Below are 21534 nucleotides of genomic sequence, written 5' to 3' on the forward strand. Positions count from 1 at the left end.
ATGTCCGTCGTTCCCATGCCCGGCACCGCCGCCGAAATCGAACCACCCGTCAGCCTCTGGCGCGATGCCTGGCACCGGCTGCGCCGCAACAAGCTCGCGGTCTTCGGTCTCGCCGTCGTGGTCATCCTGGCTTTTACCGCATTGTTCGGGCCGTACCTGACGCCCTACGACTTCCTCAGCCAGGACCTGAATTCGCGTAACCTGGCCCCGTCCTTGTCGCATCTGTTCGGCACCGACGACCTCGGCCGCGATGTCTTCAGCCGCGTTGTCTACGGTACGCGCACAGCGTTCCTCGTCGCCATCGTCGTCACCTTCATTGCTGTGGTGATCGGCGTAACGCTCGGCGCCTTGGCGGGCTTCTTCGGCGGATGGCTGGACCGGATCGTCATGTGGCTGACCGACATGACCATGTCGATCCCCAACCTTCTGCTTGTCGTCGTCATCAATGCCTCGCTGAAATCGCCAATCACCAGCTGGATGGAAAGCCGCTACCTCGCAACGCTCAATCCGGTCTACCGCGAAACCATCTGGGTGGATTTCCTGCTGGTTTTCGGCTCGATGGCGTTGATCTCCTGGCCGCCCTATGCCCGTCTCGTCCGCGCCCAGGTTCTGTCGATCCGCTCGCGGCCTTATATCACCGCAGCCCAGGCGCTGGGGCTGACCAACCGCATCATCCTGATGCGCTATGTCGTGCCGAATGCGCTGGGTCCGCTGATCGTCGCCGTCAGCGCCGGTCTCGGCACCGCCATGGTTCTGGAAAGCGCCTTCTCGTTCCTCGGCGTCGGCGTCAACCCGCCGACTCCGAGCTGGGGCAACATGATCTCCGACGGCCTGCGCGTGTGGCAGCATTATCCGCATCTGCTGGCAGCACCTGCCGCAGTCCTCGGCCTTGCCTCCGTCGCCTTCTCCTTCCTCGGCGACGGCCTCAACGATGCCCTCAATCCGCGCGGAGCGAAGTGATGATGATGGCCAACGATATCCGCCCAGAACCATCGGCCAAGACCGGCGAGCGCCTGCTCGACGTCAAGGGCTTGACCATCGAGATCGACACCCGCAATGGTCCTGCCACCATCGTCGATGGCATCGACCTGCACGTGAACAAGGGCGAGACCCTTGGCATCGTCGGCGAATCCGGCTGCGGCAAGAGCCTGACCATGCTTAGCATGATGCGGCTTCTGCCCAACAAGATCAAAGTCACCAAGGGCGAAGCCAATTTTGCCGGGCGTGACCTGCAGAAAATGTCGAATTCGGACCTGCGAAAGGTGCGCGGTGGCGATGTCGGCTTCATTTTCCAGGATCCGATGACCTCGCTCAATCCGGTGATGCGCATCGGCCAGCAGTTGGCCGAGCCGCTGATCTATCACCGCGGCATGTCGAAGGCGGAGGCACGCAAGCGGGCAGGCGAACTTTTGAAGCTTGTCGGTATTCCCGGCGCCGAAGATCGTCTCGACGCCTATCCGCATGAACTCTCCGGCGGTATGCGCCAGCGCGTGATGATCGCCATCGGCCTTGCCTGCAATCCGCAGCTTTTGATCGCCGACGAGCCGACCACCGCGCTGGACGTGACGATCCAGGCGCAGATCGTCGATCTGGTGAAGGACCTGCGCGACAAGCTCGGCATGTCGGTTGTCTGGATCACCCATGATCTGGCGCTGATCGCCGGTCTGGTCGACCGCATCAACGTGCTCTATGCCGGCACGGTGGTCGAGGACGCACCGGTCGATGCGTTGTTTGCCAATCCGAGCCACCCCTATACGCAAGGGCTGCTCGCCTCGATCCCGAAACTGTCCGACGAGCGATCGACGCGTCTCAGTTCCATCGGCGGCACACCGCCAGAACCCGGCCGCCGCCCAAAAGGCTGTCCGTTCGCGCCGCGCTGTCCGCTGGCGGAAGCGATCTGTCATGAGCGCGTTCCGTCCCTGGAAGGCCTTGGCCAAAACGGCGCGCACCGTGTCGCCTGCTTCGTCGCCCAAAGAAAATTGGAGGCCGCGTGATGGGTGCTCAGCCGCTGATGCGCATCGAAAATCTGGTCAAACACTTCCACGTCCGGCTCGGCGCGTTCGGGGAGCGGGCCGCCACCGTGCATGCGCTTGATGATATCACCTTCGATATTCTGGAAGGTGAGACCTTGAGCCTTGTCGGGGAATCCGGCTGCGGCAAGTCCACCACCGGCTTCACCCTGCTCAATCTGCACCGGGCCACCGAAGGCAAGGTGATTTATCAGGGCAAGAATATCGTCGAACTCGGCGAAAAGGCCATGCGGCCCTATCGCCGCCAATTGCAGATCGTCTTCCAGGACCCCTATTCGACGCTCAACCCGCGCATGACCATTGGCGAAGCCGTCGGCGAACCGATCCTGTTTCACAAGCTTGCCACCAAGGCCGAGCTGAAGGACCGGATCGCGACACTGCTTGCCGATGTCGGCCTGCCGCCACGCTTTGCCTCCCGCTATCCGCACGAACTGTCCGGTGGCCAGCGCCAGCGCGTGGCGATCGCCCGGGCGCTCGCTTGCCAGCCGAAATTCATCGTCTGCGACGAGGCGATCTCGGCGCTCGACGTTTCCGTGCAGGCGCAGATCATCAACCTGCTGCTTGATCTGCAGCAGAAATACGGACTGACCTATCTGTTCATCGCCCATGATCTCGCCGTCGTCCGCCATATCAGCGACCGCGTCGGCGTCATGTATCTCGGGCGTCTTGCCGAACTGGCCACCCGCGAGGAATTGTTCGAGCACCCATTACACCCCTATACCAAGGCCCTTCTCTCAGCCGTACCGGAGGCCGATCCGGCGCATGAGCGCAGCCGCCAACGGCAGATCCTGCAGGGCGACGTGCCAAGCCCGCTATCTCCGCCATCCGGCTGCCGCTTCCACACTCGTTGCCCCATCGCTATGGAGATCTGTGCCAAGGCGGTGCCGGAATGGAGGGAGGCCCGCGCAGGCCATATGGTCGCCTGTCACGCCGTCACCGAGGGCCTGCCCGGATGACGCTGCAAGCCGCCATCATTGCCGACGACCTGACAGGCGCGCTCGATACCGGAACACCCTTTGTCGAAGCAGGCCTGAAGGTGGCGGTGGCGATCGACATCGAAGCCGTGGCCGAAGCGCTGGCGCGCGATCCAGATGTGGTCGTGATCAGCACCGCATCACGGGCGCTTTCGGCTGACGAAGCGGCGCGCAAAGTGCAGGCAGCTGTTGCCGCGCTGGGCTCGGTCATGCCACCCATTTTGTTCAAGAAGATCGATTCCCGGCTGAAGGGCAATGTCGCGGCGGAAAGCCTGGCGCTTGCGGAAGTTGCCGCCCGAAGCCGGATCGTCGTGGCGCCGGCCATTCCGGATCAGCAACGCTTCACTATTGATGGCGCCGTCACCGGCCGGGGCGTCGACACACCACTGCCGATCCACCTCTTGTTCCCTACCGGCGCGCTTGCGGTTGATGTTCATGATGCCCGTACCGATGCCGATCTGGATGATCTCGTTCGGCAAGCCAACTGGTCAACCGTGATCGCCGTCGGCGCGCGCGGCCTGGGGAGCGCCCTCGCCCGTTGGCTGACCATTGCAAACACCCCTGCTCCATCATTGTCACTGTCATCAAAGACGTTGTTCGCCTTCGGATCCCGTGATCCGATTACATCGGCGCAGATCAACCATCTCGCCGACCATCGCCACCTCGCAGCGATCGCCGATGCGCCTGCAGGCGAGCTGTCTGCACATGATATCCTCGCACTTCCAGCCGTGGCACGATGCTCCGGCGCACAGACCTCCAGTCCCCAACAGGTCGTTGCCCGCTTTGCCGACGGCATCCGGCATGTGGTAGAGAAAACACGGCCTGACATGTTGATGCTGGGCGGCGGCGATACCGCCCTGGCAATCCTGAAAGCGCTCGGTGCCAGTGTGCTGACCCCCAATGGCGAGATCGAAGCGGGCATTCCCTGGTTTCAGATCGAAAGCACCGACGGCGGGACAATCAATTGCGCGGTCAAATCGGGGGGCTTCGGGACGATCGATTCTTTGCTAAAACTCATTCCCGAGAATCGGTTAAGTCAAACAACATCCTCTCTGACAAGGATCGAAAAACAGGCGTGATGAAGAAAATGGCGCAGGATGTCCCCGCAGTCGAAGAGCCCGGCCCAAACGCCAAACCGGAGCGTGCTAAATCCGTGCGCCTGGTTGATCGCGTCGCTGACCAATTGCGTGAGCGTATCCGTTCCGGCAATTATCCGCCGGACTCGCGCCTGCCCGGGGAACATGAACTGGCATCTATCATGGGCGTTTCCCGGCCGATCGTGCGCGATGCGCTGGGACGATTGCGCGAAGAGGACATGGTCTATTCACGCCAGGGAGCCGGCACCTTCGTCAGCGCCCAGGCATCCCCGGCCACGCACCTCGCCTATTCGCCAGTCAAGACAATTGCTGACATCCAGCGCTGCTATGAGTTCCGCCTGACAATTGAACCGGCCGCCGCCTTTTTCGCCGCCCAGCGGCGCGACGAAGCCGCCATCCTGAAGATCGCCGCCGCCCTTGCCGACTTGCGCGAAGCGACAAGCCATCAGTTGCATCGCACCGACGCCGACTTCGTTTTCCACAGGAGTGTGACGGAGGCCGCCAACAATCATTATTACACTGCCTCCATCGAAGCTCTGAAGCCTCACATCGCCGTCGGCATGCATCTGCATGGCTTGTCGCTGATGGGCCCCCGTCTTGGACTGGAAAAGGTCTTCGACGAGCACAATGCCATCTATCAGGCGATCGCCGATGGGCGCGCAGACGATGCGCAGAAGGCCATGCGCCTCCACCTCGAAGGCTCCCGCAACCGCCTGTTCGAGGACCGCGTGCTGGACCTATCCTTCTGACCAGACGGAAAGGAAGAGGCCGGCGCTTCGGCTTTTCGTGTTTAGAAAAACACTGTCAGTCGCGATCAACCTGGACATCCTACACGACGCGCGCGTCACCAAACTTGGCGTTTGAATTTCGACCTGGGCTATTGTATTCCATGGGAATTCTAACGGCCAAAATTGTGATCACCTTTTTAAAACGACAATCATTGCTCATAATTCATAGACATATCCGACCAATGATGCCCAATGCGCCTTTCTGGCAACAGGTCCTCCAAAACGATTACCGCCTGACTTGATAATTGTCTTGGGGCCCACCATGCGCCGTGTATGTTCCCAGGAGAGGGGTTGAAACCTCGTGAACATGATTTAAAAAGCCACTAATATAGCTGACACCAAAGCAATGACGAGATGATCTGCGGACCCGGAGAAGAAGTTCCAATTGCTTTTTCGCGTATCAAGTGCAATCAGCAAGACAACTTACAGCAATCTAGAACGTTCGAGAAAATATGACAGTTGAAATCATAGGGCGCGCATGTCTCGCCCCTGGAGCGAATTCGCCACAGGCGTTGTTTCGAGTTTTGCGCCAGGGCAAATGCACGGTCACGCGCATTCCGTCTGATCGTTGGGACCTTGCGCGCTTTTGGCATCCCGTCATCGGCAATCCGGGCAAGACCTATTCCTTCGCCGCCGGGGTGCTCGACAGCATTTATGATTTCGATCCGGCAGTCTTCGGCATGTCGCAGCGCGAAGCCATGCACATGGACCCGCAACAGCGGGTTTTGCTGCAACTGGCTTGGCGCGCGCTCGAAGATGCCAACATCTCGATCCCTTCGCTGCACGGTGAAAATGTCGGTGTTTATATTGGTGCGTCGAACCTCGACCACGCCAATCTCACCGTCGAGGATCCGGCCGCCGCCGGCCCCTACTTCATGACTGGAAACACGCTCTCGATCGTTTCCAACCGTATTTCCCATATTTTCGGTCTGAGCGGACCGAGCATGACGGTCGATACCGCCTGCTCCTCGTCGCTGGTCGCGCTCGATCAGGCGATGAGGGCACTGAATGCAGGCGAAATCGACACTGCTATCGTCGGCGGCGTCAGTATTCTTGCCCACCCGCTGCCGTTTGTCGGGTTTGCGCAGGCGCGCATGCTATCCCCGGAAGGGCTTTGCCGCGCCTATGACAATGATGGTGCCGGCTATGTCCGCGCCGAAGGCGGTGTCGTGTTCGTTCTGCGCCGGTCCGACAGGGCACGGCAGGAAAAGGACCGCAGCTACGCCAAGATCGTCGCGACCGGCGTCAATTCTGCCGGACGCACCAATGGTATTTCCCTGCCATCGCGCGAGGCCCAGGCCAATTTGTTGCGCTCCATCTATGAAGGCAACAATATCGATTCCAACCAGGTTGCCTTCGTCGAAGGCCACGGGACAGGTACCAAGGTCGGCGACCCCTCCGAAGTCTGGTCAATCGGCACGGTGATCGGCGCCAACCGGCGTGCGCCGGTACCGATCGGTTCGATCAAGTCAAACATTGGCCACACGGAACCGGCGTCCGGCCTGTTCGGCATGCTTAAGGCCGTCATGGCACTTGAGAACAACTACCTGCCGGCATCGCTGCATTTCGAAACCCCCAACGAGAACATCGATTTCGACGGGTTGAACGTGCGCGTTACCGCAAACCCGATCGAACTGCTGCGCGGCAAGCGCGCCCGTCTTGCCGGGATCAACTCCTTCGGTTTTGGCGGCGCCAATGCTCACGTCGTCATCAGCGATCCGGATCCCGTCCAGGAAGAACGCAGCCGCAACAACGCGGCTGGCCATGTCTTCATGGCAAGCGCCCATACCGCCCATAGCCTCGAGGAGTTGCTGAAGTCGTACAAGTCGACGTTCGCCAAAACCTCAAAGGATGAAGCTCGGACTGTAATCGCCGCGTCCGGTGTCAACCGCACGCAGATGCGCCACCGTTTTGCGGCGCGCAGCGATCATCCGGAAGACATCATCCGCGCCATTGCCAGCCATCTCGAAAAGCCAGCCTCCGATATCGGTGAAACCGGTGAAGCCGTAACGAAGGATGCGAAGGTTGCGTTCGTATTCTCCGGCAACGGTTCCCAGTGGGCCGGCATGGGGGTTGAGGCCTTCCGCGAAAACCTGCATTTCCGCCAGTGTTTCACCTCGGTCAGCGCGCTGTTCAAGTTCCATTCGGACATCGTTCTAACCGACCTGCTGACAGACCCGGATCTGGACAAGAAGCTTTCCGACACGAAATTCGCCCAGCCGCTATTGTTCGCCGTCCAGGCAGCATTGTCGGATTCGCTTGTTGCCATGGGCATCAAGCCGACGGCGGTATTTGGTCATTCCGTCGGTGAAATCGCTGCAGCTTACGCGGCCGGCGCTCTCTCGCTCGTTGACGCCGTTTCGATCGTTGCCAAGCGCTCGCTGCACCAGGACCTTCTGGCTGGCCAAGGCACCATGGCCGCCGCCATGCTCGGCGAAGAGGCCGCAAATGCCTTCGCCAAGTCCCGCGGACTTGAGCAGATCTGTGTGGCTGCGATCAACGCGCACAACTCGGTAACGATCTCCGGCCCGGCACACGAAGTTTCCGCCTTCCGCGATGCCGCACGCAAGGCGAAGATTCCCGTTCAAATTCTCGATATCAACTATCCGTTCCACCACCCGATCATCGATCGCGCCAAGAAGGCCTTCCTCGCCGATATTCCGGACATCGCGCCGCGCAAATCGGAACTTGCCTATCTGTCGACCGTCACCGGCGAGCGGATGGATGGTACGCAACTGGATCCGGATTACTGGTGGAAGAACGTCCGCGAACCGGTCCGTTTCCAGGCAGCGACCGAAGCTGCCATCGAACTCGGCTGCAGCCTGTTCATTGAAATCTCCCCGCGGCCGATTCTATCGTCCTATCTCAAGGAAACGGTCAAGCAGGCGTCGATCCCCGGCACGGTCGTTGCGACCCTGTTGCGTGACGCCGGCGAAAAAGGTCAGGATCCCATTTCGCGTGCAATGGCGCGTGCGATTGCGCATGGTGCCGCCTTCGATGAAGCGCGCCTGTTTGGCAAGCGCAATGCGTTCGTGAGCCTACCAAGCCTGCCGTTTGAACTGGCCGAACTGCGTCCGGCATCGACAAGCGACGCCACCGACGTGTTCGGCCGTGGTGCAAAAACACCTTATACGCTGGCTGGCTGGCGGAGCGACCTCAATAGCGGCAGCTGGAAGAACCACGTCGACGCGCATCTGTTCCCTGATCTGGCGGAACACATCGTCGACGGCAAGGCTATCCTGCCAGGCAGCGGTTTCATCGAGATCGCCATTTCCGCCGCGCAGCAATACTATGGTACCACAGAGGTCGATATCACCAATCTGGAGATTGTGCGGCCGCTGGAGCTTGCCGACAATCGGATGATGGAACTTTCGACCATCCTGTCTCCAGAAACCGGCGATATCGAGATTCGCTCCCGCGAGCGCCTTTCGGAAGATGACTGGGCTGTACATGCGGTGGCAAGAAGCCGCAAACCGATCCCCGCCGATCCGGTCACCTCCGGCAACATCTTTGCCGGTGTGGAAAAGACCGCGACCGTGACACCGGCGAAGGCCTATGAAACTGCGCGTCAGTTCGGCCTGGATTACGGTCCTCGCTTCCAGCTGATGGCAAGGGCGGTCTGCTATGGCGACCGGTTCATCGATGTCGAATTGAAAGAGCCCGAGAAAACGGGCAATCCCTTTGTTTCCTACAGCCTCAATCCGATTTCCGTGGATGCAACCTTCCATGGACTGGTAGCGCTGTTTGATCGCTTTACCGGTGATGCCGGCGGTGCGCCTTATATCCCGGTGCGCTTCGGCTCCGTGCGCCTGACAAACTCCGGCCTCACGGTGAAACGCGCCGTGGTGGAGATCGAGCGCATTAGCGCCAACTCGATCAAGGCAAAATTCCGTTTCTTCGGCAAGGGTGGCGAAGTCATTGCGGCATTCGACGATTGCCGTTTCCGCCGGACCTATTTGCGCCAGCACAAGACGCTGGACATGCTGTCCTTCCACTATGAGGCTGTCCCTTCCGATCGGTCCCTACCGCTTGCAACGCTGGGGCAATCGCATGCGCTTCCGCTGCCGTTGCTTGCCGCAACGGAAGAGAGTGGCATCGACAATACGACGCTTCTGTTCAACGCAGCGATCTACCGCGCCTGCCACGAAATCGCGCTCAAGCTCGGCAAGGGCACGGCCAAGGTCGATACGCGGTCGCTTCCCGGCGATTTTGCCTTCCGCTGCTTCCTCGCCAATTGCCTCTATGTCCTGGAAGACGCCGGCTTGTGCGAACACAAGGGTGGTAGCTGGAAGATCGCCGCCGAGTTTTCGCTTCCTCCCGTTGGCGACATTCTCAAGGAACTCTATGGCGAACGCTCCGAGCGCGCCGTGGAAGCTGTGTTGATCAACAATTCCTACGCTGAAGCGCTGGATCGCATCGACAGTCTCTTTGCCGCCGAGCTATCGGGTAACGAAGTTGAAGCAATAAAGCCGCAGGGCTTCATCAGCGATGCAACGCTCGATCACCAGACCGTGCATTCCGAGTCCACCCGTCAACGCATGGATCTCATTCTGGCGGCGGCCGAAAAAGCGCTCACCAGCAAAGAGGGCAAAACCAACCTGCGGATTGTTGAAGCAGGCACCGTCTCTGCCGGCTTCACCCGCAAGCTCGCGACGTTGGCGGCAAAATATGGCGCCAGCCTGATCGTTGTCGAACCACGCGAAAATGCCCAGCGCAATCTGGAGATCGCCTTCGAGGAAGACGCACATGTCCGCGTTCTGAAAAAGGACGCATTCGCGTCGCTTCCGGCTTTCGATCTCGTTGTCAGCGCTTCGGATACGATTTTCACCCTGATCGATGAAGACGGCGCCATTCGCAATGCGCTGCGTGTCTGCCTGCGGGAAAATGGGGCTCTTGTCGCTGCGACCAATGCGCCGACAGTGTTCAGCGACTTCGCCTTCGGATTGACCGAAAGCTGGTTTGCCCGCACCCAGGCCGTCGAGTTTCCGATCGGCAAGCTGGCTACGATCACGCAATGGCAAAAGGACCTGACCGATCTCGGCCTTCGTAACATCTCCGTTGCAGATCGCGAATTGCCATACGGAAACATCATCACGGTCGAGGCGCAGGGCGGCCTGTTTACCGAGATCGCCCCAACTGCCGACGCCCAGCCCGCAGAGGTCGCAAGGCCGGTGCTTGTGCTGCACGAAGGTAATGTTTCTAGCCTGCAGAACACACTTCCTTCAGGCAAGGATGCCATTCAGGCTCCTCTTATCCAGGTTCAGTTGACTGGCGATTTCGAAATCGACAAGGACAAGATCACTGAGGCCGTCGCCGGATTGAACGAAAAACCGATCCGCGCCGTCTACCTGTCGGCAACCACTGCGGCGGATCGCAGCCAGGATTCGGCTGCTCTGCAAAATCGCGTCCTGTCGCTCAGTGCCTTTGCCGAGTCGCTTCGACAGTATTATGCGCATGCGGAACCTGCAGCCGATCAGCGTCCGCGTCTCGTGATTGCTGCTCCCGGTGGCGCGCCGGTCACATCGAACGGGCGCGGCAAGGATGTGTCCGGATCAAGCGTCAACAGTGGCCTGTGGGCATTCGCCCGCGTGCTTCAAAACGAGTATGATATCCTCGATATCCATTCGCTCGATTTCACTGGACCCAAGGCCGGACCTGGTAACCAGCTCGCTGCGGCGATCTCGCTACTGAGCGATACAAGCGGAAACCGCGAATGGCTGCTTGACGGACAGAACGGTATCCTTTCGGAAATCCGCGCCGTACCCGGCCCGGTCGATCAAAGCTTGCGCAAGACGACGGGCTTCAAGGCCGCGACCATCCGCCAGCGTGTCAGCTCGCAGGTCGGCAGCATTGCCTGGGAACAGTCAGACATCCCGCAGGCTGGCCCGGACGACGTCGTCGTTGCGGTCGCTGCAACCGGCCTGAACTTCCGCGACGTCATGTGGGCGATGGGACTTTTGCCGGAAGAAGCGCTGGAGGACGGTTTTGCCGGAGCGACGATCGGCATGGAGCTTTCCGGCCATGTCGTTGCCATCGGCAGCGGCATCAAGGACCTGTCGGTCGGCGACGCCGTAATGGCGATCGCGCCCGCAGCCTTTTCCACCCATGTGGTCGTTTCGCGGTCCGGCGTTGCCAGACTGCCGGAAACCGTCAGCCCCGTCGCAGCAGCAACCGTGCCAGTTGCCTTCCTTACCGCCTATTACGCGATGATCGAGCTTGGCCGTATTCGGCCTGGCGAAACGATCCTGATCCACGGCGCTGCCGGCGGTGTCGGCCTTGCAGCCCTGCAGGTTGCCAAGCTTGCCGGTGCCAAGGTGATCGCCACAGCGGGAACGCGCGAAAAGCGCCGTTTCCTGAAGATGCTCGGTGCTGATCACGTCTTCGATTCGCGTTCGCTGGCCTTCGTCAACGAGATCCTCGGCGTTACCGGCGGCGAAGGTGTCGATCTGGTACTGAACTCGCTGTTTGCCGAAGCCATGGAACAGAGCCTGTCGCTGGTGAAGCCGTTTGGCCGCTTCCTCGAACTTGGCAAACGTGACTACTACGGTGACAGCAAGATCGGCCTTCGGCCTTTCCGCCGCAATATCAGCTATTTTGGTATCGATGCCGACCAGTTGCTGGTCAACGCGCCGGACCTGACGAAGCGGATTTTCACAGAAATCGGCGCGCTGTTCGAAGAAGGCAAACTTGTGCCTCTCCCCTACCGCGCCTTCGGTTTCGACGAAATCGGCAACGCTTTCCGCCTGATGCAGAATGCCGGCCATATCGGCAAGATCGTCGTTTTGCCACCCGTTGCCGGACGCGATGAAGTTGCCAACCGGCCGGCCGGCCGCATGTCTGTCGATAGTCTTGGCGTGCATTTGGTCGTTGGTGGTATCGGCGGGTTCGGTCTTGCTGCTGCCAACTGGCTGGTTGAAAAGGGTGCGCGCAACATCGCGCTCGCCACCCGCCGGGGTATCGCCGATATCGAGACCCTGGAAGCGATCAAGCGATGGGAAAACATGGGCGTCTCGGCGACCATCCACGCCTGCGACGTGACGGACGAAGCTGCTGCAGACGCTCTGCTGAAAACACTTCGGCAGATCGCCCCCCTGAAGACCGTCGTTCACGCCGCAATGGTCCTCGACGACGCGCTGATCAACAATCTCAGCCGCGAGCGTAACCGTCCGGTCATCGACGTGAAGGCGCAGGGCGCAGCCGTTCTTGACCGGTTGACCCGCGCCGATACGCTCGAACATTTCATCATGTTCTCGTCGGCAACCACATTGGTCGGCAATCCAGGCCAGGCCAACTATGTGGCTGCCAACGGCTATCTTGAGGGTCTTGCCCGCGCTCGCCGGCTTGAAGGTCTGCCGGGGCTCGCCATCGGCTTCGGTGCGATCGCCGACAAGGGCTATCTGGCACAGAATACCGACGTCAACGATCTGCTTTCCAAGCGTATCGGCAAAACGGCTCTGAAGGCGCAAACCGCCCTCAATCAGGTCGAGAGCTATATCCGGTCCGATCCGGGTACCGTCGATGCCGCCGTTGCAATGGTTTCCGAACTCGATTGGGCCGCGGCGCGTAACCTGCCGGTGGTCCGCAATGCCCTCTTCGAGGTCATCCTGCGAACCGCCGACCAGCACACTGCAGGCAGCGACGGTAAGACCATGGATCTTGTGGCAATGATCGACGGAAAATCGGCGCAAGAGGCCGAAGATATCCTCTATGATCTGGTTGCCAGCGAAATCGCAGCTATCCTGCGCGTATCAAAGGATACGATTTCGCGCAGCAAGATCCTGAAGGAAATCGGTCTCGATAGTTTGATGGCCGTTGAATTGGGGATCAGCTTCCAGCAGAATACCGGCTTTGACATGCCGTTGAGCGGCGTTGCCGACAATACGACCGTTGGCGATGTTGCACGTAAGCTCTACGACAAGGTGAGCAAGCGGGATCACGGCAGCGACGAAGACAGCGAGCCAACGGACAACAAGATCGTCAACGAGCTCGCCCAGCGCCATACCGGCACCGGTACGGAAAAGGCAGTGAGCCAATGAGCGAGAGTGAGGAACGCAACAGCGCTGCGAAGATGAACAGCAGCCTGAAAGAGAACCTTCTGGACCAGATGCGCAATGCGCATCAGTCGTCAGAGCGCAATCGTATGGCCCGTTCAGAGCGCGACGTTCCTCCGCCCGTCAGGCGCAAACAGACGCGATTCGAGGATTTGCCGGAGTACAAGCAGGTCCAGACCCAGAAAGTCGCCAGCGAACAGCTGGGTATCGACAATCCGTTCTACCGCGCGCATCAGACGGCAGCCGGTGCCACGACAGTGATCGACGGACGCAAGCTGATCAACTTCGCGTCTTACGATTATCTCGGCCTCAACAGGCATGCACATGTTCTGGCACAGGCCCGCGACACCATCAGCACCTTCGGTATCTCGGCATCAGCCAGCCGGCTTGTGGCCGGCGAACGCCCGGCGCACGCCGAACTCGAAGAGCGTATCGCCGCTTTCTACGGCGTCGAAGCGGCCGTCTGCTTTGTCAGCGGCTACCTGACCAATGTCGCGGCAATCAGCTGCCTGATGGGTCCGAAGGATCTCGTCGTGCACGACGAGTTCATTCACAACAGTGCACTCGCCGGCATCAAGCTATCTGGCGCTACGCGCCGCCTGTTCAAGCACAATGATGCGAACGACCTGGAACATGTACTGCGGACGGTTGCCGGCGATTATCGCCGCATTCTGGTGATCGTCGAAGGCGTCTATTCCATGGACGGTGATATCGCCAATCTGCCCGCGATCATGAAACTGAAGGCCGAGTACGGCTTCTGGCTGATGGTCGATGAGGCCCATTCGCTCGGCATTCTCGGCAAACGTGGCAAAGGTACGTTCGAACATTTCGGCATCGATCCGCGCCAGGTCGATATCTGGATGGGAACACTTTCCAAGACGACATCGAGCTGCGGCGGGTATATCGCCGGCAGCGGTGCTCTGGCAGCCGTACTGAAGGCAACCGCTGGAGGGTTCGTCTACAGTGTCGGCCTCGCACCGGTTCTGACTGCATCGGCCATCGCCAGCCTGGATATTCTGGAAGGCGAGCCGGAACGTGTCGCCGCCTTGAGGCGCAACGGCACACTCTTCCTGAAGCTTGCCCAGGAAGCCGGTCTGGACACGGGTCTGAGTGCCGGCTTCTCCGTAGTTCCGGTTCTGGTTGGTGATTCTCTGCGTGCAGTGCAACTGTCAAACGATCTTCTGGCCGCCGGCATCAACGCATTGCCAATCATCCATCCGGCAGTCCCGGAAGGAATGGCGCGTCTGCGGTTCTTCATCACCAGCGAACATACGGAAGAACAGATCCGCCAGACTGTGGCGATGACGGCTGAAAAGCTCAAGGATCTGACTGAGCGGAATTTCGGTCTCGCATCGATCGATGTCCAGCAGATGATGAAGATGCTCGCCACCCGATAACGCGCTCCCGAAACAGCCAGGCGAACGTCCATGAACCGAACCGGTCTTGCGGCATGACTCATGTGATCATTACCGGCGGATCAAGCGGGATCGGACTGGCACTGGCGCGTATCTATGCTGCCCGCGGCGTACGCATATCGCTGCTCGCACGCTCCCTGCCCACGCTTGAGGCGGCCAGAACCGAACTTATCAAAGATCACGGCGAAGCATCGATCCGCATTGAAAGTGCCGACGTTGCCGACGAAGATCAGGCATTGGCGGCAATACACAAATGCGAAGATGCCTTCGGCCCCTGTGACATCCTGATCACATCTGCCGGAATTGTCGAACCCGGACGCTTCGATACGCTATCTCCGGCTGCCTTCCATCGGCAGATTCAGACAAACCTGTTCGGCAGCGTCCACGCGGTGCGCGCGGTTTATGCGACCATGAAGCAAAGGCGCTCCGGCCGGATCATGCTGGTATCGTCCGGCGCGGGTTTGATCGGTATCTATGGCTACACGGCCTATTGTGCCTCGAAATTTGCCCTGCATGGTTTCGCCGACGCTCTTCGTTCGGAAGCAAAGCCGCACGGGGTCAAGGTTTCTGTCTGTTTCCCGCCCGATACAGAAACGCCGCAGTTTTCCCGCGAATTGGAACATCGGCCGCTTGAAGCAACGGTTATCATGGGACGGGTTGCTCCCTGGTCCTCCGCTACCGTTGCGCTGCAGATCGTGCGGGCCATCGACAGAGGCCAATTCGAGGTGTTTTTCGGCTGGACGCTGTGGGCGCTGGGACGTTTTGGCTCGACGGTGAAGCCGGTTCTCAACTGGTGGTTCGACAGGGGTATTCAACGGATAAGCGACCAGCGCTGAACAGTAGAGCCTGCTTGTATCCGCCGTGAATAGGTTTTAAGTGTCGCTCAGCCGCGGCGGTGCATGACGCATCGGTAGGCGATGAAAGATCAAAGGTATTCGTTTGGCGTTCACGTCGCTCCATATGCACTACCATCCGGTAACGCTGACCTTTCTCTGCTACGCGCTGGCCTGTGCTGTCATCCTGTATACAGACAAGTTTGCCTTGCCCGCACGCGAGCGCCGGAGACACCGGCCGCCATCCAGCCGCCGCCGCGCCACCGTCGATATCCTGTCACGGCTGCCAATCATTGCTCTCGTGTTTGCGGGCTTCTTCTCGATCTCCTGGCGCCCTCTCTATGCGAGCGCCGGAACGATGAGCTTCTTCGTCATCTTCACCGGAATATCCCGGGCCAAATACAGGTTCATTCGCGAACCGCTGGTCTTTTCAGATATCGCCCTGGTCGCCGACGTCTTCAAGTACAAGACGATCTTCTACGCCCACTCGCTCAACATCGTTTTCTGGGTTGTCGCCTTCCTGTATGTCTTCGGCGTCTCGGCGCTGTACATGTATTTCGAGCCCAGCATCCTGCCTGCCAGCCACAAGCTGCTCTGGATTATCCTGATGATCCTGATCGCCGATCTACCCTGGATTCTGCTGTTCTATGGTCCGGTGAACAGGCCGGTGGCCGATTTCGTGCAACACCTTGTCGGCAAGCCGAACGTCAAGGTCAGCACCATCCGTTTCGGAACCTTCGCATCCGTTATTTTCCATTTCATCCTCTGGCTGGGCCGCCGCCGTGAAAAGATCGTGGCCGAATTGCAAGAACGCTTCTTCGCAGCCGTCCATGATCTGATCGGTCACGATGCCGACAACAAGGCACCGCTGGTCATTGTCTGGCAGTCAGAATCCTTCATCGACATGCGCCATTGCGGTGTAGACAGCATCAAGCTGCCGACCATCGACAGGCTGCAGAAACTTGCCGTGCAGTGGGGGCGCCTCGCAACGGTGTTTGAGGGCGGGTACACGCTGCGCACGGAATTCGCGGTGTTGAGCGGCCTTGTTCCCGACGACCTGCATATTGATGCAAGTTATCCCTACCTGCGGGCGGGCCACTATACCAATGTGGTCTGGCCGACGAAGCTGAAGAATGCGGGCTGGAGCACGCATTTCATGCACCCCTATGACCGGACGTTCTTCCTTCGCCACAAAGCCATGCCGCAACTCGGCTTTGAAAAGATGACCATGCTCGACGACTTCGACCATGATCCCCTCCGCGACGGCCCCTATGTTTCGGATAGTGCCCTGACCCGCAAAGTCATCGCTGACGTGGAAAGCCAGACCGATGACAAGGGTAGTTTTCTCTTCGTCGCATCGATGGCCAACCATGGACCTTGGGAGCCCAACCGCGTTGAAGGAATCGTCGATCCTGTCGGGATCTATCTCGATATCCTGCAGCAATCCGACAAGGCGCTGGGTGAACTCGTCGATCACCTAGACACGCTCGATCGCCCCGTCTGGCTGGTTTTCTACGGTGACCACGCGCCGCTGCTAAAATCCTTTGCCGACCCCTTCCCCGATCCCCGCACCGATTACTTCATCGTGCCACTGGCCGCCGCGCGCACATCGCAGAATGCTCCGTCGTCTCCGCGTAGCGTAGAACCTTGGAAGCTGCTGGAAGCCATGTTGAAACATGCCAATCTGCACAGGGATGATCTGCAATAGTGCCGGCATTATTTTCGAAGGTGCAGGGACAATGACTTTGCAAAATGCGCCGCAACAGCGTGTCTTCCTGTTTCTGCAAGGACCATCCTCGCCGATCTTTGCCAAGACCGCCGACCGGCTGGAAGCCAAGGGCCATCCCTGCCTGCGGATCAATCTAAATCCGGGTGACCAGATTTTCTGGCGGCGCAAGGGCGGGTACAATTACCGTGGCCGTGCCGGAAACGACTGGCGCACCTATGTTGCCTCTTTCATGGACCGGCATGCGGTCACGGACCTCGTCCTCCTTGGAGAGGAACGTCCCTACCATCTCACTGCAATTGATGCAGCCAAGGACCGTGACATAACGGTATCGGTCGTCGAGATGGGCTACCTTCGGCCGGACTGGCTGACACTTGAACGCAACGGGATGTCATCCAATTCGCATTTCCCCAACGATCCGCAGCAGATCGTCGAAGCGGCCCATACCCTTCCGGAACCGGATTGGACGAGACGTTACAGCCAGAGCTTTACAGTCGAGGCCGCCTATGACCTCCTATACAATCTGCCGAATGTTTTCCTGTGGTTTCTGTTTCCGCACTATCGCCGCCACGCCCTGTTTCATCCCCTGGCGGAATATGCCGGCTGGATAATACGGCTGACGAGCGGCAGAAAAAGAGCCGTAGCCGCAACAATGCTTGTTGAGAACATGCTTGCCGGCGACATTTCGTTTTTCGTTTTCCCGTTGCAATTGCAAACTGATTTCCAGTTACGGGCGCATTCACCCTATAATGATCAACGCGAAGCAATCACCGAGGTGATCACGTCCTTTGCCGCTCACGCCCCGCGCGCATCCCAGCTCGTGGTCAAAGTACATCCCCTCGACAACGGGCTTATCGACTGGCGGGCCTATGCTGGAGAACTGGCAACCAGGCTTGGCGTTGGCGGGCGAGTGCAGTTCCTGGATGGGGGCGACCTGAATGCGCTGCTGGCAAAAACCGCTGGCGTTGTCACCATCAACTCCACAGTCGGGCTTCATGCCTTGCAACTGGGTACACCCGTTAAAGTGCTGGGAACGGCCGTCTTCGACATTGCCAAGCTTAGCGATCAGCAAGAGCTCGATCAATTCTGGGCGGCGCCAACAATCCCGCAGGAGCCGGTCCAATCAGCCTTTTTTCGCTTGCTTGCGGCGGCAATTCAGGTTCGGGGCAATTTCTACTCGGCCACCGGCACGGATGCCGGCGCAGAGGCGATCGCCGAAAGGCTACACGCCCGATCGATCAATCAACCCGGCGCCTTCATCGACCCGCCTCCGCGCAAGAAACCGCACAAAAGAGGCTCTCGTTCTCATTGACCGGCCCGGCCTCGACGTGTTTACGCCGTCTCAGCGGGACTTGCTGCTTTCGATCAGGGCGAGCACAAGCGTAGAAAGTAACGTAAGAGGCGGGGTCGCGGCGCTCTGGGGCTTGGAACTTTCGTTCGGGCTGAGGCCCACCTTGCCAACGGGTTTATCATCAGCATCCACGCCGCTATTGCCGAGCGTCCACCATCCGTTGCGCAAAATCTTTTCGATCACGAAGGTTGCAACGTCAAGCGAGCGCGAGGGTGAACCTGGCGGCAGGACGTCAGCTGACGTCGGATTACGCTCATTCATCACCGAATAATAGACACGCCGGATATCGTCATCGATGTCGTCGGTGCCTTCAGATGCAGTATTGATCTTCTGCCTGAGCTTGCGCAGGTCGGCGACAGTGACGGTCAGGGTGTCCGCTATACCGTTCAGCTCCTCGGCAAAGACATCCGGGTTGCTGCCATCCTCCGTAAACAGCTCAGAAAGCGCGGAGCCCGGGGCTGCCTGGCGATTGCGAATAACCTTTGCAGCGCCCCGGATACCATCGCGAAAAGCCTCTTTACGCATTTCGTCCTGCTTCGCAATCAGCGCCGAAGTGGCGGAACAGACTTCGAGAAGAAGCGTCGATGCATTTTGATCCGGGGATGCCAACGCCACTTCTCTCGCCTTTGCGAGAAGGTCATTCAGAGACGATATTTGATCGGTCATCGACGGCCTGATTTCTGCGTCATAAAATTTATGCCTGACGATTAAAGTATCTTATTTGAACTTTGCATAAAGATCTTGCAGGCGCTCGCGGTATTTCTCCGGGGAAAACAGCTTCGCCCGTTCCATACCAACGGCCTGATAGTGCTCCACCAGTCCATCGTCATTTGCCATATCTCTTATGGCCTGCGAGATTGCATTAACATTGTAGGGATCGACGATCAACGCACTGTCCCCCGCCACCTCCGGGTTAGCACCTTCACTGCCGGTGATGACGGCAGTACCCAATTGCATCGCCTCCAGGATTGGCAGCCCGAAACCCTCGTACAACGAGGGAAACACGACGGCTCTCGCACAGCGGATCAGGGACGTCAGCAAATTGAGAGGGAGATACTCCAGCCGGATGACAGAGGACGTTTTCGAGACATGGCCGACTGTCGGATCGCTAAACTGTTTCTTCGCTGATTTGTCCGTGTCCTGAGGAACGCCGAGGAGACGAAGTTCATTTGCGTTCTTCCAGACCAGCTGGCCAACGATAACAAGCGGGCGATTCGTCTGGCTCGCAAGATAGGCCTCGATGATACGGGCGACATTCTTTTTCGGTTCGATCGCGCCGAAAAACAGGAAATACTCCTTGTGTTCGAGGCCGAAAATGGATTGGACCTCTTGACGAACTTCATCCTCGGGACGGTTGAGAATATAGCTCGGCAGACTGGCCGCCTGATAGGTGTTGGTCACGCGGCTTTCATCAACGCCGAGCAAGTCGATAATATCTCTCTTGGAAACTTCCGAAACCGTAACGATGTGATCCGCTTTCTCGCTGATACGCCGGACCTTCTTCAAGAACTCTCTCTTGTTGTCGAGTGTCGTATAGGGCAACCTCAGTGGCACGAGATCGTGGATCGTATAGAGATTAGCAGCGTTCTTCAGTGTTACGGGCAGCGGATAGGTCCAATGCGCGATGTCAGCCGCACCGGGATAATCGACGTTCAAAAATTGGCCATAGGTCCGGAAGTGCCAGCGGGAGATCGTGTAGAGATCACGCGCATTGAAGATTCTATCATGCACAGGAAGCCCGCCCGCAGCGGTTCTTGCGATAACTTTACCGGTTATCGGAACCTGCCTTGCCGTAGCGCCCAGCGGCGAAGTGATGAGGCGCTTGACGATGTCCTGGGTCTTCATCCGCTTTATCGAGGGATCAAAAAAGCTGACTTCTGCCAGAAGTTCGTTTTTTCCGGCCGATGACCGGACCCCGTACATCAAGTCCACCTGATGACCAAGCGCCGTCAGTTGCTCGCTCAGATTCCGGGCATAGGTCGCAACCCCCGTTCCCTTTTCCAGGGCAAGATTATAGCCATCAACCATGATGCGGGCATTGGACATGAATTAATAATCCTAGTTGTTGCTGGCTATACCAGATCTGGATGATGCATTCCGTCAAGCCTGGATCCTTGCGCAAGCGCTTGACAGGGGAAGCCCGGCACCGGGTGTGATTAAGCAGTCGATTGCTATCTAGGGGATTGCCATATGGGACGCAACCTCATGCATTCCTAATCCGCATGCAGCGCCATTCTCGACGGTCGTTCCGAACCGCCAGAGAATGGCGGCACGCTGAAAAAAGCTCTTGATTTGGCCGAGACCGAGTGATTGTTCACTGAACGCCGCAAGTGGCTACTCGGTTTAGCCAGCCACCTCCAAAATTGGCAATACCTCCGGATTTCCATCGCCCATAAGGATCGGCAGCGATTACATCAAAGCGACGTACATCGCCCTGTACCTTCAAGCGCAATGCGATGTTCCGGCGGAAACAACCCGATCGGTCTCTCGGTTTTCTGACAAAAAAATACAAGCAGCAAGGCGGCTGAAGACAGCCATTTGCAGTTATACCGGAATCACATCGTTGTCTTCGCCATCCGCGACATGCTCGAGTTCTCCGGCACCGTCCTTGAGTTTATCCTTTCCGAACCAGTTTTCCGCCTCTTCGGCAGAATCGACTTCTCGAAGCATGAAATCGTCAATGATAAAAAAATCACTGCAATATTTCTTCAACAAGCTCGGTGAGGAAGTCACCATAAGAAAGCCCGCCGACTGCATGCGGTCCAAAACAAGTTGTTCGCATTGGGCTCTGAATGCCCCACGTCCACCGATGATGCTCTCATCGACAATATAGGTCTCAAAAGGGATGGCATAACAGGAGGTGAACAGAAGCTTTGTGCGTTCATCCCGATTAAGATGCTTGAATGGCTTGTCGATCGATTTCCCTATTCCCGTGAAATCCAGCACGAACCGGATAATGGGAACCGGGTCGAAACCGAAGACACGGCATAGAAAGGCCAGATTTTCGCGGCCGGTCAGTGCCCCGTTGAAAACGCCGCCAGAAGCCACTGGAAACGAGACAAGCGACGATCGCCGCACTCTGCCAATATCGGGCCGCAGCTTTCCCGTCATCAGATTAGCGACAACAGTCTTTCCACTGCGCGGCGGCGCAAGGATGCCGGTCAGACGATCCGGTCTGAATTCAGCATTCGCCCCTTCCAGCACCTTGGTCCGGTGGGACTTCTGCCTCAGCGTCTTGTGAACATTAATAAACTCGATCATCGCATCCG

At 58.6% G+C, this 21534-nt stretch carries 13 protein-coding genes; 10 read left to right on the plus strand and 3 right to left on the minus strand.

Features of this window, described 5'->3' with window-relative positions; genetic code table 11:
* The 10 genes from ASD36_RS04275 (at nt 1) to ASD36_RS04320 (ending at nt 18226) form a co-directional block, all read left to right on the plus strand.
* The gene (locus tag ASD36_RS04275) at nt 1–960 is read left to right on the plus strand and encodes an ABC transporter permease (RefSeq protein ID WP_060500472.1); all 960 of its coding nucleotides are present in this window, start codon (nt 1–3) and stop codon (nt 958–960) included.
* Nucleotides 960–1994 carry an ABC transporter ATP-binding protein gene (locus ASD36_RS04280; protein ID WP_200954868.1) on the plus strand — a complete coding sequence of 345 codons (1035 nt, stop codon included), beginning with the start codon at nt 960–962 and terminating at the stop codon, nt 1992–1994. The genes ASD36_RS04275 and ASD36_RS04280 overlap by 1 nt, the downstream gene beginning before the upstream one ends.
* Nucleotides 1994–2986: an oligopeptide/dipeptide ABC transporter ATP-binding protein gene (locus tag ASD36_RS04285; RefSeq protein WP_060500474.1), complete on the plus strand. Its 993-nt coding sequence runs from the start codon at nt 1994–1996 to the stop codon at nt 2984–2986. The genes ASD36_RS04280 and ASD36_RS04285 overlap by 1 nt, the downstream gene beginning before the upstream one ends.
* Nucleotides 2983–4083 carry a four-carbon acid sugar kinase family protein gene (locus ASD36_RS04290; RefSeq protein ID WP_060500476.1) on the plus strand — a complete coding sequence of 367 codons (1101 nt, stop codon included), beginning with the start codon at nt 2983–2985 and terminating at the stop codon, nt 4081–4083. The genes ASD36_RS04285 and ASD36_RS04290 overlap by 4 nt, the downstream gene beginning before the upstream one ends.
* Nucleotides 4084–4091: 8 nt before the next feature.
* The gene (locus ASD36_RS04295; RefSeq protein ID WP_060501350.1) at nt 4092–4850 is read left to right on the plus strand and encodes a FadR/GntR family transcriptional regulator; all 759 of its coding nucleotides are present in this window, start codon (nt 4092–4094) and stop codon (nt 4848–4850) included.
* Nucleotides 4851–5341: 491 nt separating this feature from the next.
* On the plus strand, nt 5342–12925 hold the full coding sequence (locus ASD36_RS04300; RefSeq protein WP_060500478.1) for a type I polyketide synthase: 7584 nt from the start codon (nt 5342–5344) through the stop codon (nt 12923–12925).
* The gene (locus ASD36_RS04305) at nt 12922–14337 is read left to right on the plus strand and encodes an aminotransferase class I/II-fold pyridoxal phosphate-dependent enzyme (RefSeq protein WP_060500480.1); all 1416 of its coding nucleotides are present in this window, start codon (nt 12922–12924) and stop codon (nt 14335–14337) included. The genes ASD36_RS04300 and ASD36_RS04305 overlap by 4 nt, the downstream gene beginning before the upstream one ends.
* A gap of 53 nt (nt 14338–14390) precedes the next feature.
* Nucleotides 14391–15191 carry an SDR family oxidoreductase gene (locus ASD36_RS04310; RefSeq protein ID WP_060500482.1) on the plus strand — a complete coding sequence of 267 codons (801 nt, stop codon included), beginning with the start codon at nt 14391–14393 and terminating at the stop codon, nt 15189–15191.
* Between the two features lie 124 nt (nt 15192–15315).
* Nucleotides 15316–16896, plus strand: a complete 1581-nt coding sequence (locus ASD36_RS04315; protein WP_060501352.1) for an LTA synthase family protein — start codon at nt 15316–15318, stop codon at nt 16894–16896.
* 31 nt (nt 16897–16927) lie between these two features.
* Complete coding sequence (locus tag ASD36_RS04320; protein WP_060501354.1) at nt 16928–18226, plus strand: capsular biosynthesis protein; 1299 nt, start codon at nt 16928–16930, stop codon at nt 18224–18226.
* A gap of 30 nt (nt 18227–18256) precedes the next feature.
* Here ASD36_RS04320 and ASD36_RS04325 read toward each other — a convergent pair whose 3' ends face one another.
* The 3 genes from ASD36_RS04325 to ASD36_RS04335 form a co-directional block, all read right to left on the minus strand.
* Nucleotides 18257–18880: a hypothetical protein gene (locus tag ASD36_RS04325; RefSeq protein ID WP_156393804.1), complete on the minus strand. Its 624-nt coding sequence runs from the start codon at nt 18878–18880 to the stop codon at nt 18257–18259.
* Nucleotides 18881–18982: 102 nt separating this feature from the next.
* Nucleotides 18983–20311 carry a glycosyltransferase family 1 protein gene (locus ASD36_RS04330; RefSeq protein ID WP_244481787.1) on the minus strand — a complete coding sequence of 443 codons (1329 nt, stop codon included), beginning with the start codon at nt 20309–20311 and terminating at the stop codon, nt 18983–18985.
* Nucleotides 20312–20809: 498 nt separating this feature from the next.
* Nucleotides 20810–21526 (minus strand): hypothetical protein, encoded by a 717-nt coding sequence (locus ASD36_RS04335; protein WP_060500486.1) that lies wholly within the window; start codon nt 21524–21526, stop codon nt 20810–20812.
* Between the last annotated feature and the right edge of the window lie 8 nt (nt 21527–21534).

The sequence above is a fragment of the Rhizobium sp. Root1334 genome (assembly GCF_001426665.1).
Classification (GTDB): Bacteria; Pseudomonadota; Alphaproteobacteria; order Rhizobiales; family Rhizobiaceae; genus Pararhizobium.